25 protein-coding genes are annotated in these 25958 nt (G+C 51.9%); 5 read left to right on the top strand and 20 right to left on the bottom strand.

Annotation, left to right across the window (positions count from 1 at the left end):
- Nucleotides 1-206 precede the first annotated feature (206 nt).
- Nucleotides 207-2162 carry a bifunctional 2',3'-cyclic-nucleotide 2'-phosphodiesterase/3'-nucleotidase gene (locus B4923_RS01580; RefSeq protein ID WP_109052592.1) on the top strand — a complete coding sequence of 652 codons (1956 nt, stop codon included), beginning with the start codon at nt 207-209 and terminating at the stop codon, nt 2160-2162.
- A gap of 86 nt (nt 2163-2248) precedes the next feature.
- Here the strand turns inward: B4923_RS01580 and B4923_RS01575 are convergent, their stop codons facing one another.
- Nucleotides 2249-2647, bottom strand: a complete 399-nt coding sequence (locus B4923_RS01575) for a DUF2502 domain-containing protein (protein ID WP_109052591.1) — start codon at nt 2645-2647, stop codon at nt 2249-2251.
- A 334-nt stretch (nt 2648-2981) separates the two neighbouring features.
- Entirely contained in the window at nt 2982-3602 is a 621-nt protein-coding gene (gene bamJ, locus B4923_RS01570; RefSeq protein ID WP_109052590.1) for a BamJ family beta-barrel-assembly machinery protein, read from the bottom strand.
- A 257-nt stretch (nt 3603-3859) separates the two neighbouring features.
- Here bamJ and B4923_RS01565 point away from each other — a divergent pair, with 257 nt between their 5' ends.
- Nucleotides 3860-4555 carry an OapA family protein gene (locus B4923_RS01565; protein ID WP_109052589.1) on the top strand — a complete coding sequence of 232 codons (696 nt, stop codon included), beginning with the start codon at nt 3860-3862 and terminating at the stop codon, nt 4553-4555.
- A gap of 78 nt (nt 4556-4633) precedes the next feature.
- On the opposite strand, the gene rplI is transcribed toward B4923_RS01565, so the two are convergent.
- The 5 genes from rplI to yjfP form a co-directional block, all read right to left on the bottom strand.
- Nucleotides 4634-5086 (bottom strand): 50S ribosomal protein L9, encoded by a 453-nt coding sequence (rplI, locus tag B4923_RS01560; protein WP_109052588.1) that lies wholly within the window; start codon nt 5084-5086, stop codon nt 4634-4636.
- 41 nt (nt 5087-5127) lie between these two features.
- Nucleotides 5128-5355: a 30S ribosomal protein S18 gene (gene rpsR / locus B4923_RS01555; protein ID WP_005974788.1), complete on the bottom strand. Its 228-nt coding sequence runs from the start codon at nt 5353-5355 to the stop codon at nt 5128-5130.
- Between the two features lie 4 nt (nt 5356-5359).
- Nucleotides 5360-5680: a primosomal replication protein N gene (gene priB / locus B4923_RS01550; RefSeq protein WP_109052587.1), complete on the bottom strand. Its 321-nt coding sequence runs from the start codon at nt 5678-5680 to the stop codon at nt 5360-5362.
- A 2-nt stretch (nt 5681-5682) separates the two neighbouring features.
- Nucleotides 5683-6075, bottom strand: a complete 393-nt coding sequence (rpsF, locus tag B4923_RS01545; protein ID WP_109052586.1) for a 30S ribosomal protein S6 — start codon at nt 6073-6075, stop codon at nt 5683-5685.
- 307 nt (nt 6076-6382) lie between these two features.
- Nucleotides 6383-7147 (bottom strand): esterase, encoded by a 765-nt coding sequence (yjfP, locus tag B4923_RS01540; RefSeq protein WP_109052585.1) that lies wholly within the window; start codon nt 7145-7147, stop codon nt 6383-6385.
- Nucleotides 7148-7432: 285 nt separating this feature from the next.
- On the opposite strand from yjfP, the gene B4923_RS01535 reads away from it, so the two are divergent.
- On the top strand, nt 7433-9379 hold the full coding sequence (locus B4923_RS01535; RefSeq protein ID WP_109052584.1) for a methyl-accepting chemotaxis protein: 1947 nt from the start codon (nt 7433-7435) through the stop codon (nt 9377-9379).
- Nucleotides 9380-9522: 143 nt separating this feature from the next.
- A complete protein-coding gene (gene bsmA, locus B4923_RS01530) occupies nt 9523-9834 on the top strand; it encodes a biofilm peroxide resistance protein BsmA (protein WP_109052583.1) in 312 nt (103 codons plus the stop codon).
- A gap of 80 nt (nt 9835-9914) precedes the next feature.
- Here bsmA and rlmB read toward each other — a convergent pair whose 3' ends face one another.
- From rlmB to B4923_RS01460, 13 genes are all read right to left on the bottom strand, one after another.
- Nucleotides 9915-10646, bottom strand: a complete 732-nt coding sequence (rlmB, locus tag B4923_RS01525) for a 23S rRNA (guanosine(2251)-2'-O)-methyltransferase RlmB (RefSeq protein WP_109052582.1) — start codon at nt 10644-10646, stop codon at nt 9915-9917.
- Between the two features lie 116 nt (nt 10647-10762).
- Nucleotides 10763-13213 (bottom strand): ribonuclease R, encoded by a 2451-nt coding sequence (rnr, locus tag B4923_RS01520; protein WP_109052581.1) that lies wholly within the window; start codon nt 13211-13213, stop codon nt 10763-10765.
- A 41-nt stretch (nt 13214-13254) separates the two neighbouring features.
- Nucleotides 13255-13680, bottom strand: a complete 426-nt coding sequence (gene nsrR / locus B4923_RS01515) for a nitric oxide-sensing transcriptional repressor NsrR (protein ID WP_109052580.1) — start codon at nt 13678-13680, stop codon at nt 13255-13257.
- Nucleotides 13681-13987: 307 nt separating this feature from the next.
- A complete protein-coding gene (locus B4923_RS01510; protein WP_109052579.1) occupies nt 13988-14230 on the bottom strand; it encodes a helix-turn-helix domain-containing protein in 243 nt (80 codons plus the stop codon).
- 3 nt (nt 14231-14233) lie between these two features.
- Complete coding sequence (locus B4923_RS01505) at nt 14234-15844, bottom strand: sigma-54 interaction domain-containing protein (RefSeq protein ID WP_245929467.1); 1611 nt, start codon at nt 15842-15844, stop codon at nt 14234-14236.
- 306 nt (nt 15845-16150) lie between these two features.
- On the bottom strand, nt 16151-16771 hold the full coding sequence (anfO, locus tag B4923_RS01500; RefSeq protein WP_109052578.1) for a Fe-only nitrogenase accessory protein AnfO: 621 nt from the start codon (nt 16769-16771) through the stop codon (nt 16151-16153).
- Nucleotides 16772-16793: 22 nt separating this feature from the next.
- Nucleotides 16794-17300, bottom strand: a complete 507-nt coding sequence (locus B4923_RS01495) for a pyridoxamine 5'-phosphate oxidase family protein (protein WP_109052577.1) — start codon at nt 17298-17300, stop codon at nt 16794-16796.
- Nucleotides 17301-17336: 36 nt separating this feature from the next.
- Nucleotides 17337-17735, bottom strand: coding sequence for a hypothetical protein (locus B4923_RS01490; protein WP_109052576.1), 399 nt, complete (start codon nt 17733-17735; stop codon nt 17337-17339).
- A 197-nt stretch (nt 17736-17932) separates the two neighbouring features.
- A complete protein-coding gene (gene anfK, locus B4923_RS01480) occupies nt 17933-19321 on the bottom strand; it encodes a Fe-only nitrogenase subunit beta (protein WP_109052574.1) in 1389 nt (462 codons plus the stop codon).
- Between the two features lie 12 nt (nt 19322-19333).
- On the bottom strand, nt 19334-19684 hold the full coding sequence (gene anfG, locus B4923_RS01475) for a Fe-only nitrogenase subunit delta (protein WP_109052573.1): 351 nt from the start codon (nt 19682-19684) through the stop codon (nt 19334-19336).
- Between the two features lie 9 nt (nt 19685-19693).
- A complete protein-coding gene (gene anfD / locus B4923_RS01470) occupies nt 19694-21265 on the bottom strand; it encodes a nitrogenase iron-iron protein, alpha chain (protein ID WP_109052572.1) in 1572 nt (523 codons plus the stop codon).
- A 72-nt stretch (nt 21266-21337) separates the two neighbouring features.
- Complete coding sequence (gene nifH / locus B4923_RS01465) at nt 21338-22165, bottom strand: nitrogenase iron protein (RefSeq protein WP_109052571.1); 828 nt, start codon at nt 22163-22165, stop codon at nt 21338-21340.
- A gap of 457 nt (nt 22166-22622) precedes the next feature.
- A complete protein-coding gene (locus B4923_RS01460) occupies nt 22623-23327 on the bottom strand; it encodes a glutamine amidotransferase (protein ID WP_109052570.1) in 705 nt (234 codons plus the stop codon).
- 420 nt (nt 23328-23747) lie between these two features.
- Between B4923_RS01460 and B4923_RS01455 the strand changes: the two genes are divergently transcribed.
- Nucleotides 23748-25304, top strand: coding sequence for a methyl-accepting chemotaxis protein (locus B4923_RS01455; RefSeq protein WP_109052569.1), 1557 nt, complete (start codon nt 23748-23750; stop codon nt 25302-25304).
- Nucleotides 25305-25958: the final 654 nt, after the last annotated feature.

The raw sequence follows: 25958 nt of genomic DNA, 5'->3' as shown, positions 1-25958 counted from the left end.
CGGATGCCGATATGTCACTCGGGCTTCCCCCTCGTACTCATTATACAACTGTGAACTCACTTACGATTATTGCCGTTATTCTATGTCATCGTCACAATTTACTGTGATAATTCCCCCTGAATTCATAATTATATGAGATATATCCCGGATAATTAACCTTCACGGACAGATTCACGCCCTGACAACACTCGCAAAGGAGTTAAGTAATGAAGCATTCGCTGGCGCTCAGCCTGCTTGCCATGCTGGTGACCTCCACCGCTCATGCCGCCATCGTTGATTTACGGGTAATGGAAACCACCGATCTGCACAGCAATATGATGGATTTCGATTATTACAAGGATACCCCGACCGATAAATTCGGCCTGGTGCGTACTGCCAGCCTGATTCATGCGGCGCGCGAGCAGGCGACCAACAGCGTACTGGTGGATAATGGCGACCTTATTCAGGGTAGCCCGCTTGGGGATTACATGGCGGCCAAAGGGCTGAAAAAAAATGAAATCCATCCCGTCTATCAGGCGCTGAACACGCTTGATTACTCCGTAGGTAATATCGGCAACCACGAATTCAACTATGGTCTGGATTATCTGCATCAGGCATTGTCTGGTGCGAAATTCCCTTATGTGAATGCCAACGTACTCGATGCCAAAACAGGGAAACCGCGGTTTACCCCCTATCGGATCGAGAATAAATCCGTCCAAGATCGCGAAGGCAAATGGCATATTCTGCGTATCGGCTACATCGGTTTCGTTCCGCCACAGATCATGGAGTGGGATAAGGCCAACCTTGCGGGGAAAGTTATCGTTGAAGACATCACGGAGAGCGCCAAAAAGTGGGTGCCGGAGATGCGTAAGCAGGGCGCCGATCTGGTCATCGCTATTCCACACTCCGGGCTCTCTGCCGAACCTTATAAAGCCATGGCAGAAAACTCCGTCTATTATCTGAGCCAAATTCAGGGCATTGATGCCATTATGTTCGGCCATGCACACGCCGTGTTCCCCAGCACAGATTTTTCGGCCATCAAAGGGGCGGATATCAAGCAGGGAACGCTTAATGGCGTGCCCGCCGTTATGCCCGGACAATGGGGCGATCATCTCGGCGTGGTTGATTTTATTCTGAATAATGACAGTGGGCAGTGGGTTGTCGAACAGGCGAAAGCGGAAGCGCGCCCCATTTATGACAAGGCCCAGAAAAAATCGCTGGCGGCCGAAGATGCAAAACTGATCGACGTACTATCGGATGCACACCAGAATACGCGTGATTTCGTCAGCAAACCGATCGGGAAATCAGCGGACAACATGTATAGCTATCTCTCGCTGATTCAGGATGATCCGACAGTACAGATCGTCAATAACGCTCAGCGCGCCTACGTCGAACATTTCATTCAGGGCGATCCCGATCTGGCCGATCTGCCGGTCCTGTCTGCCGCGGCGCCGTTTAAAGCCGGTGGTCGCAGAAATGATCCGGCCAGCTATGTCGAGGTAGAAAAAGGCCAGTTGACCTTCCGTAATGCCGCCGATTTGTATCTGTACCCCAATACGCTGGTAACGGTTAAAGTAAATGGGAAAGAGGTTCAGGAATGGCTGGAATGTTCCGCAGGCCAGTTCCGACAGATTGATGTCAACAACAGCCAACCACAGTCTCTGCTCAACTGGGATGACTTCCGTACCTATAATTTTGATGTCATCGATGGCGTTGATTATCAAATTGATGTCACTCAGCCCGCACGCTATGACGGCGAGTGCGCCCTGATCGATGATAATGCACACCGCATCAAAAATCTGACGTTCAAAGGCAAACCCATCGATCCCAACGCGACTTTCCTGATCGCCACCAATAACTACCGCGCCTACGGTGAAAAGTTTGCCGGTACCGGGGAAAAACACGTGGCTTTTGCCTCTCCGGATGAAAACCGTTCTGTTCTGGCGGCCTACATCAGTGCTGAAAGCAAAAAATCAGGGGAAGTGAAACCACAGGCGGATAATAACTGGCGGCTGGCACCTATCACCAGCAACACTCCGTTAGATATCCGCGTTGAAACGTCGCCATCCGACAAGGCCACGGCGTTCATTAAAGAAAAAGCGCAATACCCGATGACCGCCGTCGGCACTGACGACACCGGGTTTGCGGTCTATCGCATTGATCTGCAAAACAGCAGGCCATAAAACGTCAATACGGATGCAATAATCCTTTCAGGAAAGAATGAAGCCACGCAGTTGCGTGGCTTCATTCGCTCTACATTATTATTGCGTTAGTGGCGGAAAGGACCTCTGCCATCACGATCGTGTCGCTCTGGTCCCCGGGCCTGACGATAGTCCCGGTTATCCCGACGCGGACCGCGATCGTCAAAGCGATGGCGATCAAAACCCCTGGACTGATGCGCTCGCCACCAGCTTACATCGCGCCAACGCCAGCCATCCCAATAGTATCCATGACGGTTACGTTCCCCGCGGTGATAGCCACGGTGCTCATGCCACCACCGTTCGCTTCGCCAGTCATAACCATCCCAGTAGTAGCCCCGGCGATCCCGATCGCCAATATTCAGCGTCACGCCGGGCATAAGATCAATGCTGACGCTGGCCGCTTCTGCCGCTGGCGTCATGGCAAACATTCCAACGAATAACGTACTGACTAACAGTGGCTTAAACATAGGGTAACTCCTTCCTTGCCGCTACTGCGGATTGGCAAAGATATACGGAGAATCATTCCCCGCCACTATCAGACAATCGCCCATTTGCCTGGTTTTACGCTTCTTAACGAATTGCTGACAGTGCGATTCATCCATCCCCGGGGCATTTCCCTACGTTAAAAGCATTTTATTGCCCGAGAGGAAGTCCCGCTCTCAATGCGGCGCATGTCACCGGTGGACGTGGTGCGGTCGGGATGGGGTTCCGCAGGGCCGCCCCATACCGTGGCAGCCCCGGGGATATAAGACTCTTAAGAGGCATTACTCAAATAAGCGTCTTCTTTTTACCGCATTGAGATTACAGAATCTCCAGCAGCTCAACTTCAAAAATCAACGCGCTGAATGGCGGAATAGAGGCGCCAGCGCCACGTTCGCCATAGGCCAGATGGTGAGGGATATACAGTTCCCATTTCGAACCTACCGGCATCAGCGTCAAGGCTTCAATCCAGCCCGGGATCACGCCACTGACCGGGAATTCTGCTGGCTGACCGCGTTGAACAGAACTGTCAAACACGCTGCCATCGATCAAACGGCCGGTATAGTGCACACGAACACGATCCTGACGCGCGGGGATTTCACCTTCGCCCTGAGTCAGTACGCGGAATTGCAGGCCAGATTCGGTACTGCTCACGCCCTCTTTCTGGGCATTCTCAGCCAGGAACTGCTGACCTTCTACCGCCATCGCCTGCTGGCGCTCACGGCGTACCGCATCAGCGCGTTCGTGAATTTCACGCAGAGCACGATGAACCACATCCACTGGTACCGCCGGCGCATTGCCTTCCAGCGCATCGCGCAGACCAGCGACCAGGGCTTCCGGGATCAAACCTTCAAGACCAGATTCCTGTAGTTGTTGACCAACCTGTAAGCCGATGCCGTAACTTGCCTGCGCTTCGACGCTATCAAAAGAAGGGGTTGTCATGGATGTTCCTTTTAATCTGTAAAAAACCGAAAGCGCAGCATAACAGCGCCGGAGATTAGGGTAAAATCCTGTGTGCGGATCAATACGTGGTTCGCCGGTCAAACCGGGTAATCCTGGCCAGCTAACCTATACTAGTAAATCGAACACCGTTGAATCGCCGTTACCTTAAGCATCAAAGAGTTAACTGGTCATCATCCAGTGGTTACCGATATACTAAATCGTGTTTTTATTTTTATACCGTTGCAAGAGAGGTCACCATGGGCAGAATTGCGCCCAGGAAGCGAAAAACAACCTGGGATTACCAAGCGCTATTACGCTTCTGCCAGCGTTTTATCCGTCGCGGCCCGGAACGTTCTGGCGAGGATGATCCAGAAAATCCTGCGTCGCCAGCAACATCACCCGGCCAGCGGATTAAAGCGTCATTGAAAAAACTCTGGCATCTGCCCGACGGTTACCGTTGGATGGAGCCGCTTCCTCTCTTCCACCGCCGCTGGATTTTAATCGCTATCGGTTTACTACTGGTGATACTGCTGTGGCCCTATAGTCCCTCTCAGACATCGCCTCCTCAGCCAATTACCGTACCGATAGAGCAAACCGACAACAGCGTGCCGATGCAGGCCGAAATCGTTGAAAATCGGCCACTGGCGCAACAACCCGATTCCCCGCCGCCACCGCCGCCCAGTACGGAAACAAACTGGCGCAGTTATCAAATCGTTGCCGGTCAGACGATGGCGCAGCTCTTTCGTGATAACAACCTGCCGGTTGGCGATGTTTTTGCGATGGCTCAGGTAGAAGGTCAGGATAAACCACTCAGTAACTTGCGGGCGGGACAGGAAGTAAAATTGCAGGTTAATACGCAAGGGATGGTGACGACGCTGGAAATCACGACGACGGATAATCAGACCGTTAGATTCACCCGTAACGACGATGGCACTTTTACGCGTATGCGCTAACGCCGATTTTACTGCTCCAGAAATGCAAAACGCTGGCACCAAGGCCAGCGTTTTACGCGTTGTTAGCAAAAGCGTTAATTACGCTTCAGCAATGACAACGACATTCAGCGTAGCGAACACATCGCTGTGTACCTGGAAGCTCACTTCGTGGTCGCCCAGAGTACGCAGAACGCCGTTCGGCAGGCGAACTTCGCTCTTGGCGATTTCAACACCGGCCGCCGTTACTGCATCAGCGATATCACGGGTGCCGATAGAACCGAACAGTTTACCTTCGTCGCCAGCTTTAGACGCGATGGTAACCGTTGCCAGTTCAGTGATCTTGGCAGCGCGAGCTTCGGCAGCGGCCAGAACGTCAGCCAGTTTGGCTTCCAGTTCAGCACGGCGTGCTTCGAAGAACTCAACGTTTTTCTTGGTTGCCGGCACGGCTTTGCCCTGCGGAACCAGGAAGTTACGGGCATAACCCGCTTTAACGTTTACCTGATCACCCAGGCTGCCCAGGTTTGCTACTTTATCAAGCAGAATAACTTGCATTACCTTATCCTCTCAAAGTCTCGTTAATGGACAGTGGCCGATTACTGATGACGATCAGTGTACGGCAACAAAGACAAGTAACGCGCACGCTTGATAGCGCGGGCCAGCTGACGCTGGTATTTTGCACGAGTACCGGTGATACGGCTCGGAACAATCTTGCCGCTTTCAGTGATGTAATTTTTCAGCGTAGCGATGTCTTTATAGTCGATCTCTACAACGCCTTCCGCGGTGAAACGGCAGAACTTGCGACGACGGAAATAACGTGCCATTTGGCTAGTCTCCAGAATCTATCAATTCAATCTGCTCGGCATGTAACACCAGCTTGCTCAGGCCATTGCGTGCTTGATGGCAGCTAATAAACCCGTGCACGGTGAGTTGCGTGCCGACCGTTATACTGTGGGTAAATGCTTGTGACGTTGGTCCACTGACAATCACGGGCATACGACACCATGCTTGCCGGTTAAATCCGGCTTCCTCCTGCGTTGATTTGTGCTCAAGCACAAACTGACAGTGAGGAATACCCGAAGGACTGACTTTACGAATGGGGGTCTTACACACTGTGCCGGACAACACCAGACGATTGGTCGTCACCACAATTACTCTTCAGAATCCCCAGCATCTGCATCATCGCCGGCTTCTGCGAAATCTTCACGACGCTCACGGCGTTCGTCTTTCGCTTTAACCATCGGAGATGCTTCGGTTACCGCGTGTTTAACGCGCATAATCATGCTACGGATAACGGCGTCGTTGAAGCGGAAGTTTGTTTCCAGCTCATCAATCACTTCCTGCGGCGCTTCAACGTTCAGCAGAACGTAGTGAGCCTTGTGCAGTTTGTTGATCGGGTAAGCCAGTTGACGGCGGCCCCAGTCTTCCAGACGGTGGATCGTACCTTCCGCACCGGTGATAGCACCAGTGTAGCGTTCGATCATGCCCGGAACCTGTTCGCTTTGGTCAGGATGAACCATAAAAACGATTTCGTAATGACGCATCGAATTGCTCCTTACGGATTATTCAGCCTCCTGTCAGGGTCAACCGCGGCCCATGGAAGCAAGGAACGTGTGTATGTGTGCGGCTGAAAAAATGACGCGTAAGTATAGTGCCCCACCGCGGCAATAGCAAGATGGCGTTTAGCGTATCAACCCTGTTGCGAACGGAGGGCTTCAGTGACAGGCGAACCGGCCGAATTAGTAAATATGAGGGGTTGACGACAACATGCGATTTTAGAAAACAAGAGCAACCTTTAACCGCTTTTATGCTGGCAGAGCCTTCCTGCCAGCATCCTGTTTCAATAATACACTACGGCTGTTCTAACAGATGCAGTTGAAAAAAGTCCGTTCCCGCCTGCAAAGCGGAAGGGGTAATACGATGTCCGACGCCCGCTTCGGTCAGATAGACCAGCTTCCGATCCTGCTGGCCTGCGTGCAACGCACGATAGAGACGGACGCTTTCCTCTGCCGGCACCACCTCATCCGCCTCACCGTGCCACACCAGTAAAGGCCGGTTGGACAAGGCCGCCAGCCGGGAGGAAACATCATAGTCGGCAAGCGTTGCTGACAGTTGCTGTAATACTTCCTCCGCCCCCTCTTCTCCAGCCACTACCGGTGGAAACAGCGTGCGCGATAGCGTTGAAAAATAGCCCGACCCCATAAACGCGGCCACCGCAGAAATCCAGGGATAACGCGCCATGCAACCCAGCGCGCTCATTCCGCCCAGAGAAGCGCCACACACGCCAACGCGCTCTCCGGCAATCAGCCCGCGCTGCCGATACTCATCCACATAGCCGGGCAGTTCTTTGATATTTGACTGCAAAATATCCCAGAAATGACGCAGCCGATGGGCTTCATCACCGTCATAGCGGGCGCCGTGCATCAGGGCATCCGGCAGGATCACGCGGAACCCCGCTTTCGCCAACGCATAGCCAAAATACGAATACACCTCTTTTGAAGAGGTGTAACCATGAAAGAAAAAAATCGTAGGTAATGCCGCTTCACGTTTACCCGCCGGAACTGCATGAATCGCTTCAATGCCGCTATTGATCACATCGACCGACATTTCAACCATCGTCTCCCCCTGGTTTCTGCTCATGTCGCTAAATCATGTGCCCCCTGCACGCAGGCGCACTGACGACAAACCAACGCCACGATACCCGGACTATGGCTTATCTCAAAATGCCGCTTCTGGCAACCTACTGACATCATTGCTCATTTCACAAAAATAGAAAAATAACATTGATTGAAATCAATTACCGAAATGGATATTTACACACCGGCATTAAATTTTTTTCATTTAATGCCGTTAGAACTTTTGTAACAAGACTAAAAAACAACCTTTTAGAAGAGATCAATTATGTTGGGATTTTCCTTTAAACGCTGGGGCCTGGGCATCAAGCTATCCGTCATCGCTTCACTAAGCGTGGCGATCTTGTTTATTGCTTTTACACTCTCACTCACTCGTTCCGCGGGTGAACAACTTAAATCGCTAACGCTCAGCGACATGCAAAGCCAGGTCTCGGGCATGACCGATATGATAAGCATGTATGACACCGGGCTTCAGGCGGAAGTCAGTAATTATTCTCGTCTGTTTGCCAGCTTTTTACCGACGCGATTTACGCTGGATACGGCCAACCGTACTGCTTTCGACAATACCGATATGCCAACGCTTAGAGCCGGGGATACGGTATTAAATCTGAATACCATTGTGCCGGACGATTTTCTCAGCCGCACCAGTGCTATTTCGACCATTTTCGTGCGTGACAGCGACGATTTCATTCGTATCACCACTTCACTGAAAAAAGAAGATGGCTCTCGGGCCATCGGCACAAAACTCAACCGGGAAAGTCCGGCTTATAGCCTAATCATCAAAGGGGAAAGCTACAGCGGGCTGGCCACACTGTTCGGTAAACAGTACATCACGCAATATCAGCCAATACTTGATAGTGAAGGAAAAATTATCGGCATCCTGTTTGTGGGTGTCGATATCACCCAACAGTTCACCATCATGCAACAGCGGATTCTGGATAAGAAAATCGGTGAAAATGGCCACTTTTTTGTCATTAACACCCAAAAAGGCAAGGACGCAGGCAATTATCTCTATCACAAAAGCAATGCCAATCAACGTCCTGACTGGTCAGAAGGTACGCAGGAACAGATTTTGACAACGGAAGGCGGCACTCTCGAGTACAAAGATAACGCCTTGCCGGAGCAGGAAAAAATGCAGGTTATGGTGTATCAAAGTATCCCTCAGTGGAACTGGGCCGTAATCGGCACCATCAGTAAAGAAAGCCTGCTGGCTGAAGTCAATCATACCCGGAATCTGTTTCTCTTTGGCGGTATCGCGCTGGTTGCCCTGTTTGCCGCCTTCTTTGTTCTTCTGACGCGCAAATGGCTCAGCCGTCCATTGCTTGAGGTCGTTGGCGTTGCTGAACAGTTTGCGGCGGGTAATCTTCAGGCAACATTGCTGACGCAGCGCGAAGATGAAGTCGGCCGTTTGATCGATGCGATTAATGGTATCGGGCAGGGCCTGACCACCATCGTCGCGCAGGTCAGAAACTCCGCCGGGGAAATTAGCGCAGGGACGGACGCGCTGGCGGCCGACAGCGAAAACATCAGCGAACAGATCGCCCGTCAGGCAAGCAGCGTAGAAGAAACCTCTGCCAGTATGGAGCAGTTGTCCGCCGCCGTTAAACAGAACGCGGATAATGTTTCCGCAGTTAAAGATCTGGCCGGGCAAAGCGCCGCCGCCGCACAGAGCGGTAGCCAGACCGTCACAGATTCGGTCACGACGATGAGCGAGATCAAAAACTCATCCCAACGCATTGCTGATATCACCACCGTGATTGAATCCATCGCTTTCCAGACGAATATACTGGCGTTGAACGCGGCGGTTGAAGCGGCGCGCGCTGGCGAACACGGAAAGGGCTTTGCGGTCGTCGCCGCAGAAGTCCGGGCGCTGGCGCAACGTACTTCCACGGCGGTTAAAGAGATTGAGGCATTGATTTCAGAATCGCTGGCAAAAATCGAAGCCGGTTATCATTTTTCCGAGAAAACACAGGCGGTCATGGATGACTTGCGTAACCGTATTCAGCAGGTCAGCACTATCGTTAACGACATTGATATCGCGTCACGCGAGCAATCCGCCGGCATCGGTCAGGTCAATATTGCCATTGTGCAGATTGGTCAGGCGACACAGGAAAACACCATTCTGGTCAGCAACTCGGAACAAACCGCGCACGCATTGCGTCAGAAAGGTCATCACCTGAGCGAACTGGTCAGCGTTTTTCGTATTCAGGAATAAAGGGGCAGACGATTGTCCCTGTTGGTCATCCGCAGAGGCCGATCCGCTCACGCGCATCGGCCCGCGTTATTTCACGCCTGACTATCAGAACGTGGCCGATAGCGCTACATTAGTACAAATCGTTATCTTTCAGGTTCAAACCGATGAACAAAACACACCTTCTCTTACTACCGCTGTTTATACTCATGCTGCCCGCCTGTCAGGTTTTGCAGGGAAAACCTGAACCCGCGCCCGCGCCGGCTGAACACGCCATTGAAATCCGGCATGCTCAATCCCATTCGCTGGAAAAGACCGGTACGATCTCTGTCACCGTATACGGTAGTCCGGATGACGCTGAACGGGCGATTCAGCAAAAAGCCAATGCCTACGGCGCCCGCTACTATGTGATTGTCACGAAAGCAGAAGAGAATTCCCGGCCCGGCGTCTGGTATGCGCGGGCCGTGTTATATCGTTGAGGGGGCTTTCTCATCAGAGTAAGAGGATAATCACACCCGGTCGATGATCCTGACGGTGCCGGCGTGCGTTTCGCCGCTTATCAGCCGCGCTGACGCACCGCTTCAAACAGGCACACGCCCGTGGCTACCGACACGTTCAATGAGGATACGCTGCCCGCCATCGGGATACTGATCAACTCATCGCAGTGTTCGCGGGTCAGACGGCGCATACCGTCGCCTTCAGCCCCCATCACCAGCGCCATCGGCCCTGTCAGCTTGCTTTGGTACAGCGTGTGATCGGCTTCGCCTGCCGTCCCCACAATCCAGATATTGTGTTCCTGCAACAGCCGCAACGTGCGCGCCAGGTTGGTAACGCTAATGAGCGGGACGTTTTCCGCCGCGCCACAGGCCACCTTCTTCACCGTTGCATTCATCTGTGCCGAACGATCGCGTGGCACGATGACCGCATGAACCCCCGCCGCATCGGCATTACGCAAACAGGCGCCGAGGTTATGCGGATCGGTCACGCCGTCCAGCACCAGTAAAAAAGGCGTGTCCAGATTCTCCAGCAGCGCCGGCAGGTCATTCTCCTGATACTTTCGCCCTTCTTTGACTTTGGCGACAATCCCCTGATGAACCGCCCCCTCGGCCTGACTATCCAGCCACTGACGGTTAGCCAACTGAATCACCATACCTTGCGCTTCCAGTTCGGCAATCACAGGCTGTAGGCGACGATCGTCTCGTCCTTTTAGAATAAAGACTTCCAGAAAGCGCTGGGGATCTCGCGCTAATAACGCTTTAACAGCATGAATACCGTAAATAATTTCGCTCATTGATACTCTTCAGATTAATCATGAACGGGCACGATTCGCCGTACCGTTCGTTCAAGCATTCAAACACCGAAACAACCGCACGGTCTGGCGACGCCGTCATCAGACCGTGATTTGCCTTACTCTACAGACTTCTTCCTGGCGCGTTTGGCTTTGGTTGCCGCGGCACTCTTACGCGTTTTTTCAGCGTTCTTTTTCGCTTTATCCGCGTTCTTTTTAGGCTTCGCATTCGCCGGTTTGGCCTTGCGTTCACCTTCCTTACGGAAAGCGGCGTCAGGCTCGAAATTAGCCGAAGATCTGGCGGCGTTGCGACGGCGACGACTCGGTTTCGCTTCCCGATTATCCGGCTTCTTGGCCCGATCGCGGGCGGTTTTACCTTCACCTCGCGGTTTGCGCGTGCTCGATACCAGTGCAAAATCAATGTTGCGCTCATCCATATGGACCGCCTCAACACGAATTTCCACTTCATCGCCCAAACGGTAAACCTGACCGCGAGACTCGCCGATCAAACGCTGGCCGATATTATCGTAACGATAATAGTCGTTATCCAGTGTGGAAACGTGCACCAGTCCATCGATAAACAGATCGTTCAGGCGCACAAAGAAGCCAAAACCGGTGACGCTGGCGATAATCCCCGTAAACACTTCACCCACGTGATCCTGCATGAAATCGCACTTCAGCCAGTCCGCCACGTCACGCGTCGCTTCATCAGCCCGGCGTTCGGTCATCGAACAATGCATGCCCAGTTGCAGCATTTCATTCATATCGCTGTGCCAGCCGCCGCTCGGCGTCCAGCGCGCCTTACGGTCGCTCAGCAGATATTTGATGGCGCGGTGCAACGACAGGTCGGGATAACGGCGGATAGGCGATGTGAAATGCCCATAAGAGGTTAAGGCCAGCCCAAAATGCCCACGGTTTTCCGGATCGTAAACCGCCTGCTTCATGGAACGAAGCAGCATGGTCTGCAACATTTCATGGTCGGGGCGATCGGCAATCTCCACCATCAGTTCAGCATAATCTTTCGGCTGTGGCTTCATACCGCCTTTCAGCGTCAGGCCCAGTTCCCCCAGAACGCTACGCAACGCCAGCACATGGTCTTCGCTCGGCTGGTCGTGAACGCGGAACAGCGCCGGCTCTTCATTTTTCTCCACAAATCTTGCCGCAGAGATATTTGCCAGAATCATGCACTCTTCAATCAGCTTGTGCGCATCATTACGCACCACCGATTCAACACGTTCAATACGGCGCTCAGCGTTGAAAATAAATTTCGCCTCTTCCGTTTCAAACGCAATGCCGCCACGCTCTTCACGGGCGTGCTCCAGCACCTTGTACATCTTGTGCAGTTCCTCCAGTCCGCCCACCAGCGGCTTATAGTGCTCGCGCAGCTCAGCGTCACCCTGAAGAATACTCCACACTTTGGTATAGGTCAGACGGGCGTGTGAACTCATCACCGCTTCGTAGAACTTGTACGACGTCAGTCTGCCCTGCGCCGATACGGTCATTTCGCAGACCATACACAGGCGATCCACCTGCGGGTTGAGCGAACAGAGGCCGTTGGACAGCACCTCCGGCAGCATGGGAACAACCTGCGACGGGAAATAGACCGAGGTTCCACGCGCTCGCGCTTCGTGATCCAGCGGCGTATTCGGACGCACATAGTAGCTGACATCGGCAATCGCCACCCAAAGACGCCAGCCGCCGCCGCGTTTCCTCTCGCAATAAACCGCATCGTCAAAATCGCGCGCATCTTCACCGTCGATCGTCACCAGCGGCAGTTTGCGTAAATCCACGCGGCCTTTCTTCGCTTCCTCCGGCACGTTTTCGGCGAGATCTTTGACCTGCTCTTCCACTTTCGGTGGCCAGGTATGCGGAATATCATGAGTGCGCAGCGCGATATCGACCGCCAGCCCGGTACCCATGTTATCGCCGAGGATCTCGACAATCTTCCCGACCGCTTTGGTGCGCCGGGTTGCACGCTGGGTCAGTTCCACGACAACGACAAATCCCATCCGGGCGCCGTTGATCTCTTCTTTCGGGATCAGAATATCAAAACTTAACCGGCTGTCGTCCGGAACGACAAACCCAACGCCGGCATCCACGAAGTAACGCCCGACAATCTGCCCGGTGCGCGGTTCAAGGACACGCACGATGCGGCCTTCGCGACGACCTTTACGATCGGCGGCCAATGGCTGAGCCAGCACCACGTCCCCATGAATGGCACGTTTCATTTCCTCTGCGGACAGGTACAGGTCATCTTTGCGTCCCTCGACGCGCAGGAAGCCAAAACCATCGCGATGGCCAATTACCGTACCGCGCAGCAGGTCCAGCTTTTCTGGCAGCGCATAGCATTGACGACGGGTAAACACCAACTGCCCATCGCGCTCCATCGCACGCAGGCGACGGCGCAACGCTTCAAGCGCGTCTTCTCCCGTTAATTGCAAATCGGCAGCCAGCTCTTCGCGGCCGATCGGGGTATCCCGTTTGGCAATATGCGCCAGTATAAATTCACGACTCGGGATAGGGGATTCGTATTTTTCTGCTTCTCGTTCCAGGAATGGATCTTGTGACATTGCGGTTCCTCCGTTGTCATCAGCAGGAGGCTGAACATAACTCATTCAACCAACAACAATTTGTAAAGCGGTGGGTTTTCTTTGACCATATCAGCCAACGTGTATTGATCGAGCTCCTGCAAGAAGTTTTGTACTGCCTGCTGGAGTACCTGTTTTAGTCGGCAAGCCGGAGTGATATGACAGAAATCGATATTGCAGTTAACCAACGAAAGCGGTTCCAGCTCACGCACCACATCACCAATCCGGATTGAATCTGCCGGTTTTCCCAATCGAATCCCGCCATTTTTTCCACGCACGGCCATCACAAATCCCGCACGACTAAGTTGATTGATAATTTTGACCATATGATTACGCGACACGCCATACACTTCCGTCACTTCCGAAATGCTGGTCATTTTTCCGCCGGGTAAAGACGCCATATAAATAAGCGCCCGCAAGCCATAGTCCGTGAAACTTGTTAACTGCACATAAACCTCGGATACCTCTGGGTATCATTGACCGACGGCCTGAAGCCGTCCCAAAGAAATAGATCAAGCGACTTATCGGTAAACTGCCTGACATTCCCGATATATTTTAAGGCAAGAGGCAACAACAGAACACGCCAAACCGACATGGCGGACGAAGTCTGTGTGTGAAGCCATCCCACCGTAACGTGAAAGATACGGATAGATAAGTAGATAATAAACCAGCAGCAAACACTACGGCTAATTATTTAGCCGCAACCACGGTATATCTTCAGATACACGGAGTGAAGCGCTGCCCAAAAGCCACGAATCAGAACTTTTTGACAGCTATCTGCAATTTTTGCATAGCGTAATACAGCTGGCGGGGGGTGAGATTTAATAAACGCGCCGCTTTGGCTTTAACCCAACCGCTTTTTTCTAACGCGGCGATAATGCGATGACGGATCTCATCGCTGGGATCGCAACCGCTGGGGGTATCCATCACGGACATGGAGATATGCGGCAGCGTGGCGGGAAGCGCCGTGCCGATGCCGGCGGGTTTCGTGTTATCCATACGCTAACGCCCGCATCGATAGGTTTTGTAATCCAGCTGATATTTTTCCATTCTCAAACTCAGCGCGCGGCGTGTCATATTCAGCTGCGCCGCTGTCTGGGAAATATTTCCCTGATGGCGCGAAAGCGATTCGACAATAATGTCATACTCGATTCTGGCCAATTGAGCTTCCAGCCCGGTCACGGCTTCACCCAGCACCACGGGCTGAAGATCGATCGGTAAATGATAGCTGTGGATCACCCCCTCATCCGCCAGTAGGACCGCCCGCTCCATGGTATTTTCCAGTTCCCGCACATTGCCCGGCCAGCTATAGTTCAGCAGCAGATTCAACGCCGGTGTGGCAATCGAAGGCACGTCAACCCCTTGCTCCTTGGCAAAATGCGCGTTGAAGTGATCGGCCAGGATCAGAATATCGTTTCCGCGCTCACGCAATGGCGGGATGGTGATCGGGAAAACATTCAGGCGATAGAACAGATCTTCGCGGAACGTTCCGCTGGCAACCATATCCTGCAAGTTGCGGTGCGTTGCCGCCAGAATACGGACATTCACCTTGATGGTTTCGTTACTGCCCACCCGCTCAAAACAGCGCTCCTGTATCACCCGCAGTAATTTTGCCTGCGCCGAGGGCGTCAGTTCGCCGATTTCGTCAAGAAAAATGGTTCCCCCATCCGCCTCTTCGAAACGCCCGGCCCGGCGTGACAATGCGCCGGTAAACGCCCCTTTTTCATGACCGAACAGCTCACTTTCAATCACCCCTTCAGGCAACGAAGAGCAATTGAACTTCACGAACGGCCCATTGGCGCAATGACTGTTATAGTGAATCGCGCTCGCTACGCGCTCCTTGCCTACTCCGCTTTCTCCCAGAATCAAAACGGTGGTACGGGCGTGGCTGACTTTTTCGATCATCTGATAAACGGACTGCATCACCCGCGAATTACCAATAATGTTCGCCGGCTTGAATTTTTCCTGTAGCGCCTGCTTCAGCAGAGAATGCTGTTCTCTCAGCACTCTTTGGTGCGCTCTTTCCAGCAGGTGCAATTCCACCGCCTGGGCGATGGTCGTGGCGATAATCCGTAAGACCTCCAGATCCAGATACAGCAGTTGTTCGTTGTTGTACAACCGCTCAATGCCGATCGTACCCATGACTTTCATCCCGCGCATAATCGGAACGCAGATAAAGGAAAGCTGGCGATCCTCATGTTTATCCCAGCTGCCGGTACGATTCAAAAACCGGGGATCGTCCGCAATATGCGGCACAATAATGGGTTGTCTGGTTTCAACCACCTTCCCGGTAATCCCTTCACCGGGATAATAGACGCCCCGTTCGGCTTCCTCTCGTGACAGTCCGAAACTTTCGTGAATAAAGATCTGGTCGCAACTCGCATCATAGAGCGTAATCATCGCGCGGGTGGCCTGAAGGTGTTGCTTCATCAGTTCCAAAACCAATTTCAATGTCTTGGATAACGATCCTTCCGCGCTGACCACCTTGCTGACTTCCGACAAGAGCGGCAATAACTCAGAACGACATTCTCCCAACAGACAGGTAAACGAAAGCGGTTTTAAAATATGCCGCCCTGAATCCGCCTCTGTCATACTGCCTTTTCTGCAACTCATGGCTTTTTCTCCGGAAGACACAACGGCGCCCCACCGAGTTCACGCCCCTGTCCAGACACCCTCCGCCTGCGCCGCCATCACAGTTCGGCGTTACCGCAAACGGCTTGGATGTGGATACAGAACCATTGCAAAATAGACGCCATCTTCACCGGTAACCGATAGATTTTATTACCTTGATTTAAAAGTGGTTTAAACTTATTCACCGGCGGCGGCGAGGCACAAGTGTTCTCATGCGGACACTTGTGTTGGAGAATGTACGTTTTAGTACATTCCATTTGGGGACAGGCGGTCTGAGCAAATTGCGTATCAGGAAGCGCCCGTAGCGGGATGGATCGTGGCAAGGAGATATCCCTGAGGTTGCTGCTCAACCTCGACCACCAGATTTAACGCCGGCAGCTGTTGCGTAAACCATTTTGGCAGATGATCGCAGATGACATCGAGTCGGGTAAATCCCCGATCCTGTAAAAAAGGCAGCAATAGCTGTTTTGACGTCAATCCGGCATCGCTTGCCAGCGCCGTCATCAGATTAATGTGATACTCACCGTCATCCGTGCCGGCCTGAATAAACGTCGCTTCCACAGCAACCCGCTCCCGGGGGCGCTGCCCGACCGCATCATGAATGGCGGTCAAACACGCGTCCGGCATACCGCGGCATTTCCACATGGTGATCCCCATTCCATCAAACCACGCGAGTAGCGCGCCATGAATATTCAATGCGACAAAGTGCCGACACGCCGCAAGCTCCGCCAGCATGGTCAGCGTCCGGGTACGGATTTCCTCTAATCCCATGTCCTGACAAAGCTCATAAGGAATGTCTCTGACCGGCTGCCAATGCTTGCCGCAACGGGTAAACACGCGCACGACGCCGGGCGTAAACAAAGGGGCAATCTCGCCATGCGGATCAACAAAGACGGCAATTCGCATCATTGGTTCCTTTTTGCTGTCCGACTCAAAATCCGTGCTTCTTCCCTTTCAGGGAAAGGATATCGAGTCGGATGACCTGCGTGGCTCTGAGGTTGGCCGTTGGAAAACCAGACGGTCGCGTCGTAAACCGTTTTACAATGCGGTTTAACGCCGTTATTTTTTCTTGTTCATCGTCGACAAAGACGACTTCGCCAAAACCGATTACCGTACGGTGACGGGCTTCAAAATTGCACACCATCGCATCTTCAATAACGCCCTGATCGACGGAGATCACGAAACTGGCCTTGTTATTGCGTTTCATGATATCGATTTTGGTACCGCTTCTTGCCGAATGGAAATAGAACGCCCGTCCATCCCAGGCATAAAACACCGGAACGACAAAAGGAATATCGTCACTGGATAGCGCAAGGTACATCACCCGGGAAGCCTGAATAATTTGTTCGATTTCCAACGCATCGGTAATTTCCCGGTCATCCCGGCGCATGTCGCCGTGAGGACAGTATTTTTCCGCAGAGGGGGACGTCGTTGACATGGTTGCTCCTGATGATAGTGACGCCGTCAGAATGCGTTATTCCGCTGATTCCAACAGCGAGGAAAGCTCGCGACAGACAGAGAGAATGGACGTCTTGTCTTCAACACCCGGCGTACCGTGGTGATAATCGTCCACAGAACAAATGCCAAAAATGCCGTCCAGTTGGCGAATGCCGTGACAGAGCGACGCAGGCAACGGCATGACCTCGGTCACCGAGCTCAGCAAGCTGGCGTAGTTATGATTGAACGGCATATTTCCATGCTTCGCACAGAGGGCGATCAGGTAGTTTTCAACCGCCAACGCCGCCACGTTAAACACCAGACTGGGCGACTGCTGCTGTTCGGAGAACAGCATCGCTCGTCGATGATAGCCGCGGGCATCCTGCAAGCAGCGCGAGAACCGTTCTTCATCCGTTTCAAAAATGTATTTTGACATGGGCGTATTCCGTTCAGACCAAAGGGGCGATGCCCGGCCAGACAGGGAAGCCGCGGGCAAGGGCATCGAGCCAATCCTCAGGATTCGAGATTCCGACGCAGAGACGGCGTGCGGCAGCGTAAACCGCCCATCCGATCTCCCGTCCAAAGCCAGACGCAAATGCCCCGGGATCGGCCATTTGCCCGTCGAACACGGAGCTACCAGACATTCAGAATCCATTCTTTGTTTTTCTTGTATTCCATATCCGTAAACAGGGCATTGGCCATTTGTTCCGCCAGCCAGGTCGCGCCCGCGTAGCCAACAACCGGATGGCGATATAACCCGGCACGGTCATAGGTTGGAAACCCAACCCGGACCATGGGAATCTGGTTATCAATCGCCGTAAACCGCCCTTTGGAATGACCAAGAATCAAATCCAGTTCCAATGACTGCTGCGTAATACGATTTTCCAGCTCCCACAGATCGGCGTTGGTGACAATTTCCATCCCGAAACTCACTTTTTCCTGCAACGCCGTCACTCTGGGATCGCGGCCATAACTGGCGTTGTCATCCCCCAGCAGCAACAGTACGGGTTTCATTTCCAAATCCAGACAAAACTCCGCCAGTCCAATCACCAGATCAGGATTACCGTAAATGGCGACTTTTTTATCCGCGAGAAACATATGAACCAGATCGGTGAGCGCATCAATGGCTATCCCACGCTCACGAACCAGCGCCGGCGGGATCGGTTTACCCGTCATTTTCTTCAGGTTTTGCAGGAAGGTATCCGTATTGCGAATGCCAATGGGCGAAGGGCCAATAATGGCCGGCACATTAAATTTATCCTCAAGATAGCTTGCCGCTTTGGCGCCCTCATAGCGATTCAGCGCGATGGTGCCAAGCGCATTGGCCGTATCGGTCAAGTCCTCGATGGTCGTATTGCCATGAGATACCGTATTGCCGGAAGGCATCAGCGGTGAATCAAAATCCTCGATTTCAAACAGCACCGTCGCCTCGATCTCCATTGCCGCCAGCAGATGCTTAATGGCCGTCACGTCGCCGGGATTAGCCCAACCGGTAATCACGTTCAGCTTGCCGTTGGGCTCCCCTTTTTTGGCAAAGTATTTGACGAAATCTCTTACCGCTACGTCATAACCGCTGACCATGCTGCCGACAAAGCTGGGAGAATGGATCGGAATAAGGTGGATCTCGCGATCGGCAAACTTCTCTTTTAGCAGCCCTTCGTTCAGCTTGATCACCACACCGTCAACATCATCGCCGATAACTTCCGTTGAACAGGTGGTGATGATCGGGACCACCTTCACGTGGGGATAGCGCATCAACAACACGTCCACCGCCTGCTCCACGCGATCCAGCGCACCGAAAACCGCGCCATCTTCGTGTACCGAGGAAGACGCGATTTCAAAACTTTCCTTCAGGTGCTGAGAAATCAGCAAACGGACGAACATCACGCAGCCCTGCCCGCCATGCACGATCCCGATACAGTCCTTGATACCGATACTGGCGTACTGCACCCCGGCTGGCTGACAGGTAAAGATCGGATTGATCACGCCGACGCGATCTTTGGCTTTCAATTCACAAGACATTTCAGGCACCTCTTAATAGCGTTGGTCAGTGAGCTCTGCGTTCAGCGACCCCGTAATCGTCAAATAATCCATCCGCTCATGCAGTGCCTTCATCAGCACACGAATAGCATCGTGATCCATCTCGTTAAGCCAGGGGAAACGCGATCGGTAGGCGTCAACCAGCACGACTGCATCCACCCAATAGCAGCGATCGGCCGGGGTGCTCAGATCGACAGGTTCATCGCACAGCAGTTGCTGTGTTTTCAGCAAGATACCGGCATTTTGCTTTTCACGATCCCACGCCCTGGAGTGAAACTGCCAGAGACAGTTCTTCATGATGTAGTTCACCAGCGCATCAATCTTTGCCTCATCTGGATTGCTCATAACGCCCCCCTACTCACCAACGGCTACGGATGATTGAACGGCGGCAAACGTGGGATAAACCCGTTCGCGCAGTTTGGATACGCTGTCATAGCCGCCGCTGTATTCACGCAAATCCGGCGCGTTGCGGATCTCATCGCTCAGGCCGGCGTCAGAGAGCATTTTGGCGGTGACAAAACCGCTGTCAGTGGGGATCTCGTCCTGGCTGATATCCAGTTTTGCCAGTTGGTGAATCGGCGAATAAATGGCGTTGTAAATATCGCGGGCAAAGCGTACCCACCCCTCGAATCCTTTATAGGGTCCATTGTGATAGGCGTGGGCATTCAGGTACGGCACGCGGATTTTCTTCGCTACTTCACCAGGGCGTTTCCCGGTAAAAATGACGTCCGGTTTCAGCCGGTACATGGCTTCAATCGATTCCAGCTCATTGGGGTCATCAATGGCTAACGCCCCGGCCTCACAACGGGCAATGCCTTTTTCCATATCCCCTTGATGGCCGAATTTGGTATAGACCGACACCACTTCCACCCCCATCTCTTCATGAATCACATGCGCCCAGTGCCACAATTTCGAACCGCCCGGCCACAAACAGACCTTCTTCCCTTTCAGGCGAGCCTTATACCAGTCCAACTCCGGTTTCCAGCGAGCGATCTCTTCATCAATAATCGCCTGGGCCCGATCTTCAATGCCGAAAAACAGTCCGATTTTTCGTAATGAATCGGCGAGAGGAGTAAACCCGAAACCATCAATATCCAGACGAGGGATCCCGTAACGGACACGCAGCTCATTACAGATATATTCAGCGGAGCGCGCGCACTCCAGCACGTTCAGGTGCGCCCGGTGCATGGCCCTCAGGTCGTCATAAGAACCATTGCCGGTAAAGGTGGACAACACCTGAATTCCCATACGTTTAAAATAATCGACCATCACTTCCTGATCGCCCTGGATATTGTATTCACCGACGTAGTTGATGACGTAATCGCTGGTGATCGTCGGCTCGACCGTCCCCACCTTCTGATTAATCCAGGCAATATTGATTTTGTGATGCCCGCCAGACTGGCTTGGTCCGGCAAAACCCGGGGAGTTACAGACAAAAATATCCACCTCGGGCCGCTCATCCATCACTTCCTGCGCCACGGCGGCAATATCATCGCCGATCAGCGCCGAGGCGCAGGTCTGATAAATCGTCATCCGTTTAATCGTCGGATGCGCATCAAAGGCTTCAATGATATTTTTCTTCAGAACACCTTCCGCGCCGAACACGATATGTTTTTCTTTCATATCCGTGGCGAACGTATATTTAAGCTGGAAGTTGTCATTGTCACTGATATAGCGTTTTGTCTGCCAGGTATCATAAGTACAGCCGACCGGTCCGTGACTGATGTGAATAACATCCTTCATCGGCGTGCCAATGACATGCTTCGCCCCGCAATAGGCACAGCCGCGCTCAGAAATACTGCCCGGAATGGTATTTAAATATCCCAGCGGCAATGCCGACGTTAAATCTTCGCCCGGGTCTTTTACGACCGCATGTTGTTTCCTTTCAGGAATACACTTGCTACAGTCAAACTCATGGTAAGGCATAATACATTCCCCACGCTAAATGAAAATCATCAATAAAACCGAATGCGGCATTTATTCAGAATAACGAATAACCTAGTCGGCAAGACCATATTTAACGACCATCGACTCCAGTTGATCCATTGTTAACGGACGAGGAATAACCAAATCTTTATTTTCAATAATCTTACGGCCTAATTCGCAATATTCTTTTGCCTGATTGGCCTCAGGCTCATATTCCGTCACCGTTTTCTTATTAAACTCCGCCTTTTGTACAATATTGTCGCGTGGTACAAAATGAATCATTTTCGTTCCAATGGCGGCGGTGAATTCTTCCAGAAACGCCTTCTCTCCGTCCACATTACGGCTGTTGCAAATAATGCCGCCCAGGCGGACGCCACTCTGTTTGGCATACTTCACCAACCCTTTACAGATATTGTTGGCGGCGTAGATCGCCATCATCTCACCGGAAGCCACGATATAGACTTCCTGCGCCTTGCCATCGCGGATCGGCATGGCAAATCCGCCGCAGACCACGTCTCCCAGTACATCAAAGAAGATAAAATCCAGGTCATCGGTATAGGCATTATTATTCTCCATCAAATCAATGGCGGTAATAACACCACGGCCAGCACACCCCACACCGGGTTCAGGGCCACCAGATTCGACGCAGCGGATATCAAAAACGCCTTTTTTCACCACCATATCATTGGTAACTTTTTCCGCGCCCTGATCGCGCAACACGTCCATTAATGTTTCCTGTGGTTTGCCACCCAGGATTAAACGGGTGGAATCCGCTTTCGGATCACAGCCATGAATAAAAATCTTTTTTCCATGAAAATAGGCTAATGCCGCCGCTGTATTTTGGGTCGTGGTTGACTTACCAATCCCCCCTTTACCATAAATCGCTAATTTACGCGTCATCACACACACCTCTATTTTAATAAACGTTAACAAGCAACGCATTCTGGTTTCAATGTTCAAAACCAATAGAGCAAAGGGTGTGCCAGACCTGGCGTCATCATGAAAAAATGAAGGTTCACATTAGCCGGCGTTTGATAAATATGATCATTTATCAAACGCGCTATTTAAAAAAGACCAAATCTGAAACATAACGCGGATATTTATTCACGCCATCAATAATATTTCGTTCATTAACGTACAATTTTATTGGCGAATGTTCCCGAATGTCATATCCCCTAAGCTGAACGCAGCCAACGCGCATGCAACTTGAAGTATGACGAGTATATACTCTAAATAATTCGAGTTGCAGGAAGGCGGCAAGAGAAGGAATCCCGATGAGCTTACTCAGGTAAGTGATTCGGGTGACTGAACGCAGCCAACGCACATGCAACTTGAAGTATGACGAGTATAAAGCCGATTATTGAGCTTGCTCGCATTGCATTAGCCAATCATCCATCATGCGATAGGTTGCATCGGCCAGTACCGCGCAATAACGTTCCGCCTGTTCCCGTAATAAACGCGGATCGATGCCTGCCTGTCCCAGTTCGCAGGCATGCCCCACCAGCCAAGACGCCAGATTGCCGGGGGCCACCTCCGGGTGAAATTGCAGACCCAGCGCATAATTGCCAATCGCAAACGCCTGATGCGGACAAACCGAGGTCCCTGCCAGCAGTTGCGCTTGATCGGGAACGTCAAACTGATCGCCATGCCAATGCAGAACAGCGACGCCGTCCAGAGCAGATAACACCGAACGTTCTCCGGCGGACGTGAGCGTCAAAGGGCTAAAACCGATTTCTTTGACTCCCATTGGCGCCACGCGCTTACCCAGCGCCCGCGCCATCAACTGAGCCCCCAGACAAATCCCCAGCACAGGCTTTCTGCTGTCCAACCGTTGACGGATCAGGTTTAACTCCGCGACCAAAAAGGGGTAAGTATCGTGATCGAACGCGCCAATGGGTCCCCCCAACACCACCAGCAAATCACAATCAGCAAGATCGACCGATGACAGATCGTCTACCGCGGAGTCAAGATAACGACAACTATAGCCACGCTGCTGTAAGAATGGCGCCAGAATGCCCAAATCTTCAAAGTGAACATGACGCAAAGCCACCGCTGTTTTCATCAATTATTCCCCCAGAAAAGATCGGACCGGTCGTCGCACTCAGACCGCGTTTGATTCAACCGGCACGTATTGGTTCGCCATCCGATATTGCCAGAGCTGGCCCTCTCTTTTAAATAATGATTTTTTTATCGCTGACTCCCGACAGGGCCGTTTTCCTCTGGGGAGGCGAGGCGCTTATCCCGCGGCGAACCCGGCTATCCGCCCCCTTGACCGGCAGGCGATGAACAGATTGTTCGCTTTTTCTGCGCTGCCATATATTTTTAATTTTATCTTTGTTTTACAGTCATCAAGTATGCTCTCACAGCAGTGACCCCGTATTTTCTGTTTTATTAATCGCCTCAAGGGCAACGGGATGTTTAACGAGTCGACAAGGTTTACGACGTTTGTCGTTTATGCTGTACACACAAGGAAAAGGAAACCATGGGCCTGAAAAATATCTCCATTCGTGCTGGATTACTGACATTATTGTTATTAATGACTCTGTTGCTGCTTATCGTCAGCAGTATGGGTATTCTGGCCATTAAAAAGGACAAGGAAGCGCTGCTGGCGCTGAACCAAATCCAGGGAACCGAACTCAGTAGTCTGATGAATGGATATAACCTGACGCTCAGGGCCAGAGCATCGGCAACGCTGGCCGTCAGAAAAATTGAAATGGGGCGGCTTGAAGAAGGGACGCAGGAAACAGGAATAATGGAAAAAAACCTGCTCCAGTCCCAGCAGGACATCTCTCACGTTATGGCGTCCGTCGAACCCGATACCCAGAGAAATGTCCTGGCACAGGAAGTACAAAAAACCTATCAGGCTTATCTCGAACAGGGCATGATGCCGATGCTGAGTTCACTGCAAAAACAATACACCGACGAATATTACGACGTGCTCGAAAAACAGCTCGGCCCGTTAAGCGATGCCTTTGATCAATCCATTCAGACCTTTCGTCTGCACGCGCAACAGCTCTCCGAACAGCGGCTTGCGCTATCGGAACGCAATGAACAACTAATGTTGCTGCTCATCGTTATTTCCTGCCTGCTGTCGGTCGCACTGGCCGGCCTTGCCTGGATCGCGCTGCGGCACATGCTGTTAAAACCGCTGGATAATGCCATTGAGCAACTGGAACACGTTGCCATGGGCGATCTGACACATCGTCTGATGCTGGGGGGCAGTAATGAGCTGGGACGGCTTAACGATGCGATCGGCCGAATGCAAGGCGCGCTGCTGGATTCCGTCAGTCAGGTACGTGATGCCAGCACCCAGATCGACCATGCCAGCCACGAACTCTTTGAAAGCAATATCCGTCTTTCTCAGCGAACCGAAGAGTCCGCCGCGTCACTGGAGCAAACCGCAGCCAGCATGGAACAACTGAGCGCTACCGTGAAAAACAATGCCGAGCATGCGGAGCTAGCGCATCAGATCGCCAACAGCGCGGCTGATACCAGCGGTCTCAGCAGTGAATCTGTCTGCTATGTCATCGAAAAAATGCAGGAAATCGACACCAGCGCCAAACGGATTAATGACATTCTCGGCGTGATTGACGGTATCGCTTTCCAGACCAATATTCTGGCGTTGAACGCCTCGGTAGAATCGGCCCGCGCAGGCGAGCAAGGCCGGGGATTCGCTGTCGTTGCCGGGGAAGTCCGCAATCTGGCGCAGAACAGCGCGCAGGCCGCCAAAGAGATCCGCGCCCTGATAACGGATTCGCAAACGCGCATTTCAGAAGGGCTGGATCTGGCTTCACGTGCCGGCGAAACCATGGATGAAATGGATGAGGCAATTATGCGGATCACCCAACTGATGAAAAGCATCTCCAACGCGACCCAAGAACAGTACCGGGGCATCGAACAGGTCAATATCGCCTTCACCCAAATTGATAAAGCGGCGCAGCAAAACACCCAATTGGTGAAGTCGTTTTCAACCACCACCCAATCGCTGGAAGAACAATCCATGCAGTTGATGCGTTCCATGGCGGCGTTCCAGATGTAGCCGCTGATAGCCCGGAAGCGCTCGGGAAATGCTACCGGATGCTTTCGGGTAAACACGCTGCCAGAAATAGCGGACTCACTAACGTCCCGATTTACGATCGTTTTCAGGTACTCAAACCTGCATCCTGAGGTTTATTGGGTATATATCATTCATATTTTCATATCGCGTATGGATGCCCTGTATGATTTATAGATACAAGGTAGGTTTTATAAAAGAGATTAAACATTTCTTTTCTGTTCCAGATAATATAAATATATACCCACCCCCCAAAAAAACAAAGATATATATCTAACCCCCATACTGTGATAGATAAAAATATCGAGGTAATTGAAGAGGAATGATTCTTTTAATCCATCTTTGAAAGTGATTAAATGGAAACATGATAATAACAATAAAACAACCCTGATCCTGCGAAATAAGAAAAAGCAGACTATGGATGTAAATATGTATACATAAACAGGCCAGACATAAGATGAAATTATAATATCATTCATTTTCCATACCACGTATAGCGTGTCGTCATAGGATAATCCTTGTTAATTATACCCGTCATAAGAGGCTAAAGATTTCTTTTGTTTTCTAAATAATATAAAAATAAGCATACAAAAAAAAAGAATAAAGAAATATAGTTAATGCTCACGCTCGAATTTATAG

The sequence above is a fragment of the Brenneria roseae subsp. americana genome, assembly GCF_003115815.1.
GTDB lineage: Bacteria > Pseudomonadota > Gammaproteobacteria > Enterobacterales > Enterobacteriaceae > Brenneria > Brenneria roseae.
The sequence above is the reverse complement of the archived record's forward strand: the minus strand, read 5'-3'. Positions and strand labels throughout refer to the sequence as shown.

What these genes read in the sequence shown, in the direction of transcription:
- B4923_RS01575 (WP_109052591.1), bottom strand. Translation starts at nt 2,647, where the DNA reads ATGTTTAAGCCACTGTTAGTCAGTACGTTATTCGTTGGAATGTTTGCC.
- rpsF (WP_109052586.1), bottom strand. Translation starts at nt 6,075, where the DNA reads ATGCGTCATTACGAAATCGTTTTTATGGTTCATCCTGACCAAAGCGAA.
- B4923_RS01490 (WP_109052576.1), bottom strand. Translation starts at nt 17,735, where the DNA reads ATGTCAAAATACATTTTTGAAACGGATGAAGAACGGTTCTCGCGCTGC.
- B4923_RS01535 (WP_109052584.1), top strand. Translation starts at nt 7,433, where the DNA reads ATGTTGGGATTTTCCTTTAAACGCTGGGGCCTGGGCATCAAGCTATCC.
- B4923_RS01565 (WP_109052589.1), top strand. Translation starts at nt 3,860, where the DNA reads ATGGGCAGAATTGCGCCCAGGAAGCGAAAAACAACCTGGGATTACCAA.
- anfO (WP_109052578.1), bottom strand. Translation starts at nt 16,771, where the DNA reads ATGATGCGAATTGCCGTCTTTGTTGATCCGCATGGCGAGATTGCCCCT.
- B4923_RS01460 (WP_109052570.1), bottom strand. Translation starts at nt 23,327, where the DNA reads ATGAAAACAGCGGTGGCTTTGCGTCATGTTCACTTTGAAGATTTGGGC.
- B4923_RS01495 (WP_109052577.1), bottom strand. Translation starts at nt 17,300, where the DNA reads ATGTCAACGACGTCCCCCTCTGCGGAAAAATACTGTCCTCACGGCGAC.
- nifH (WP_109052571.1), bottom strand. Translation starts at nt 22,165, where the DNA reads ATGACGCGTAAATTAGCGATTTATGGTAAAGGGGGGATTGGTAAGTCA.
- B4923_RS01580 (WP_109052592.1), top strand. Translation starts at nt 207, where the DNA reads ATGAAGCATTCGCTGGCGCTCAGCCTGCTTGCCATGCTGGTGACCTCC.
- rnr (WP_109052581.1), bottom strand. Translation starts at nt 13,213, where the DNA reads ATGTCACAAGATCCATTCCTGGAACGAGAAGCAGAAAAATACGAATCC.
- rlmB (WP_109052582.1), bottom strand. Translation starts at nt 10,646, where the DNA reads ATGAGCGAAATTATTTACGGTATTCATGCTGTTAAAGCGTTATTAGCG.
- anfG (WP_109052573.1), bottom strand. Translation starts at nt 19,684, where the DNA reads ATGAGCAATCCAGATGAGGCAAAGATTGATGCGCTGGTGAACTACATC.
- bamJ (WP_109052590.1), bottom strand. Translation starts at nt 3,602, where the DNA reads ATGACAACCCCTTCTTTTGATAGCGTCGAAGCGCAGGCAAGTTACGGC.
- bsmA (WP_109052583.1), top strand. Translation starts at nt 9,523, where the DNA reads ATGAACAAAACACACCTTCTCTTACTACCGCTGTTTATACTCATGCTG.
- anfD (WP_109052572.1), bottom strand. Translation starts at nt 21,265, where the DNA reads ATGCCTTACCATGAGTTTGACTGTAGCAAGTGTATTCCTGAAAGGAAA.
- B4923_RS01455 (WP_109052569.1), top strand. Translation starts at nt 23,748, where the DNA reads ATGGGCCTGAAAAATATCTCCATTCGTGCTGGATTACTGACATTATTG.
- rpsR (WP_005974788.1), bottom strand. Translation starts at nt 5,355, where the DNA reads ATGGCACGTTATTTCCGTCGTCGCAAGTTCTGCCGTTTCACCGCGGAA.
- rplI (WP_109052588.1), bottom strand. Translation starts at nt 5,086, where the DNA reads ATGCAAGTTATTCTGCTTGATAAAGTAGCAAACCTGGGCAGCCTGGGT.
- B4923_RS01510 (WP_109052579.1), bottom strand. Translation starts at nt 14,230, where the DNA reads ATGGATAACACGAAACCCGCCGGCATCGGCACGGCGCTTCCCGCCACG.
- yjfP (WP_109052585.1), bottom strand. Translation starts at nt 7,147, where the DNA reads ATGGTTGAAATGTCGGTCGATGTGATCAATAGCGGCATTGAAGCGATT.
- anfK (WP_109052574.1), bottom strand. Translation starts at nt 19,321, where the DNA reads ATGTCTTGTGAATTGAAAGCCAAAGATCGCGTCGGCGTGATCAATCCG.
- B4923_RS01505 (WP_245929467.1), bottom strand. Translation starts at nt 15,844, where the DNA reads ATGAGTTGCAGAAAAGGCAGTATGACAGAGGCGGATTCAGGGCGGCAT.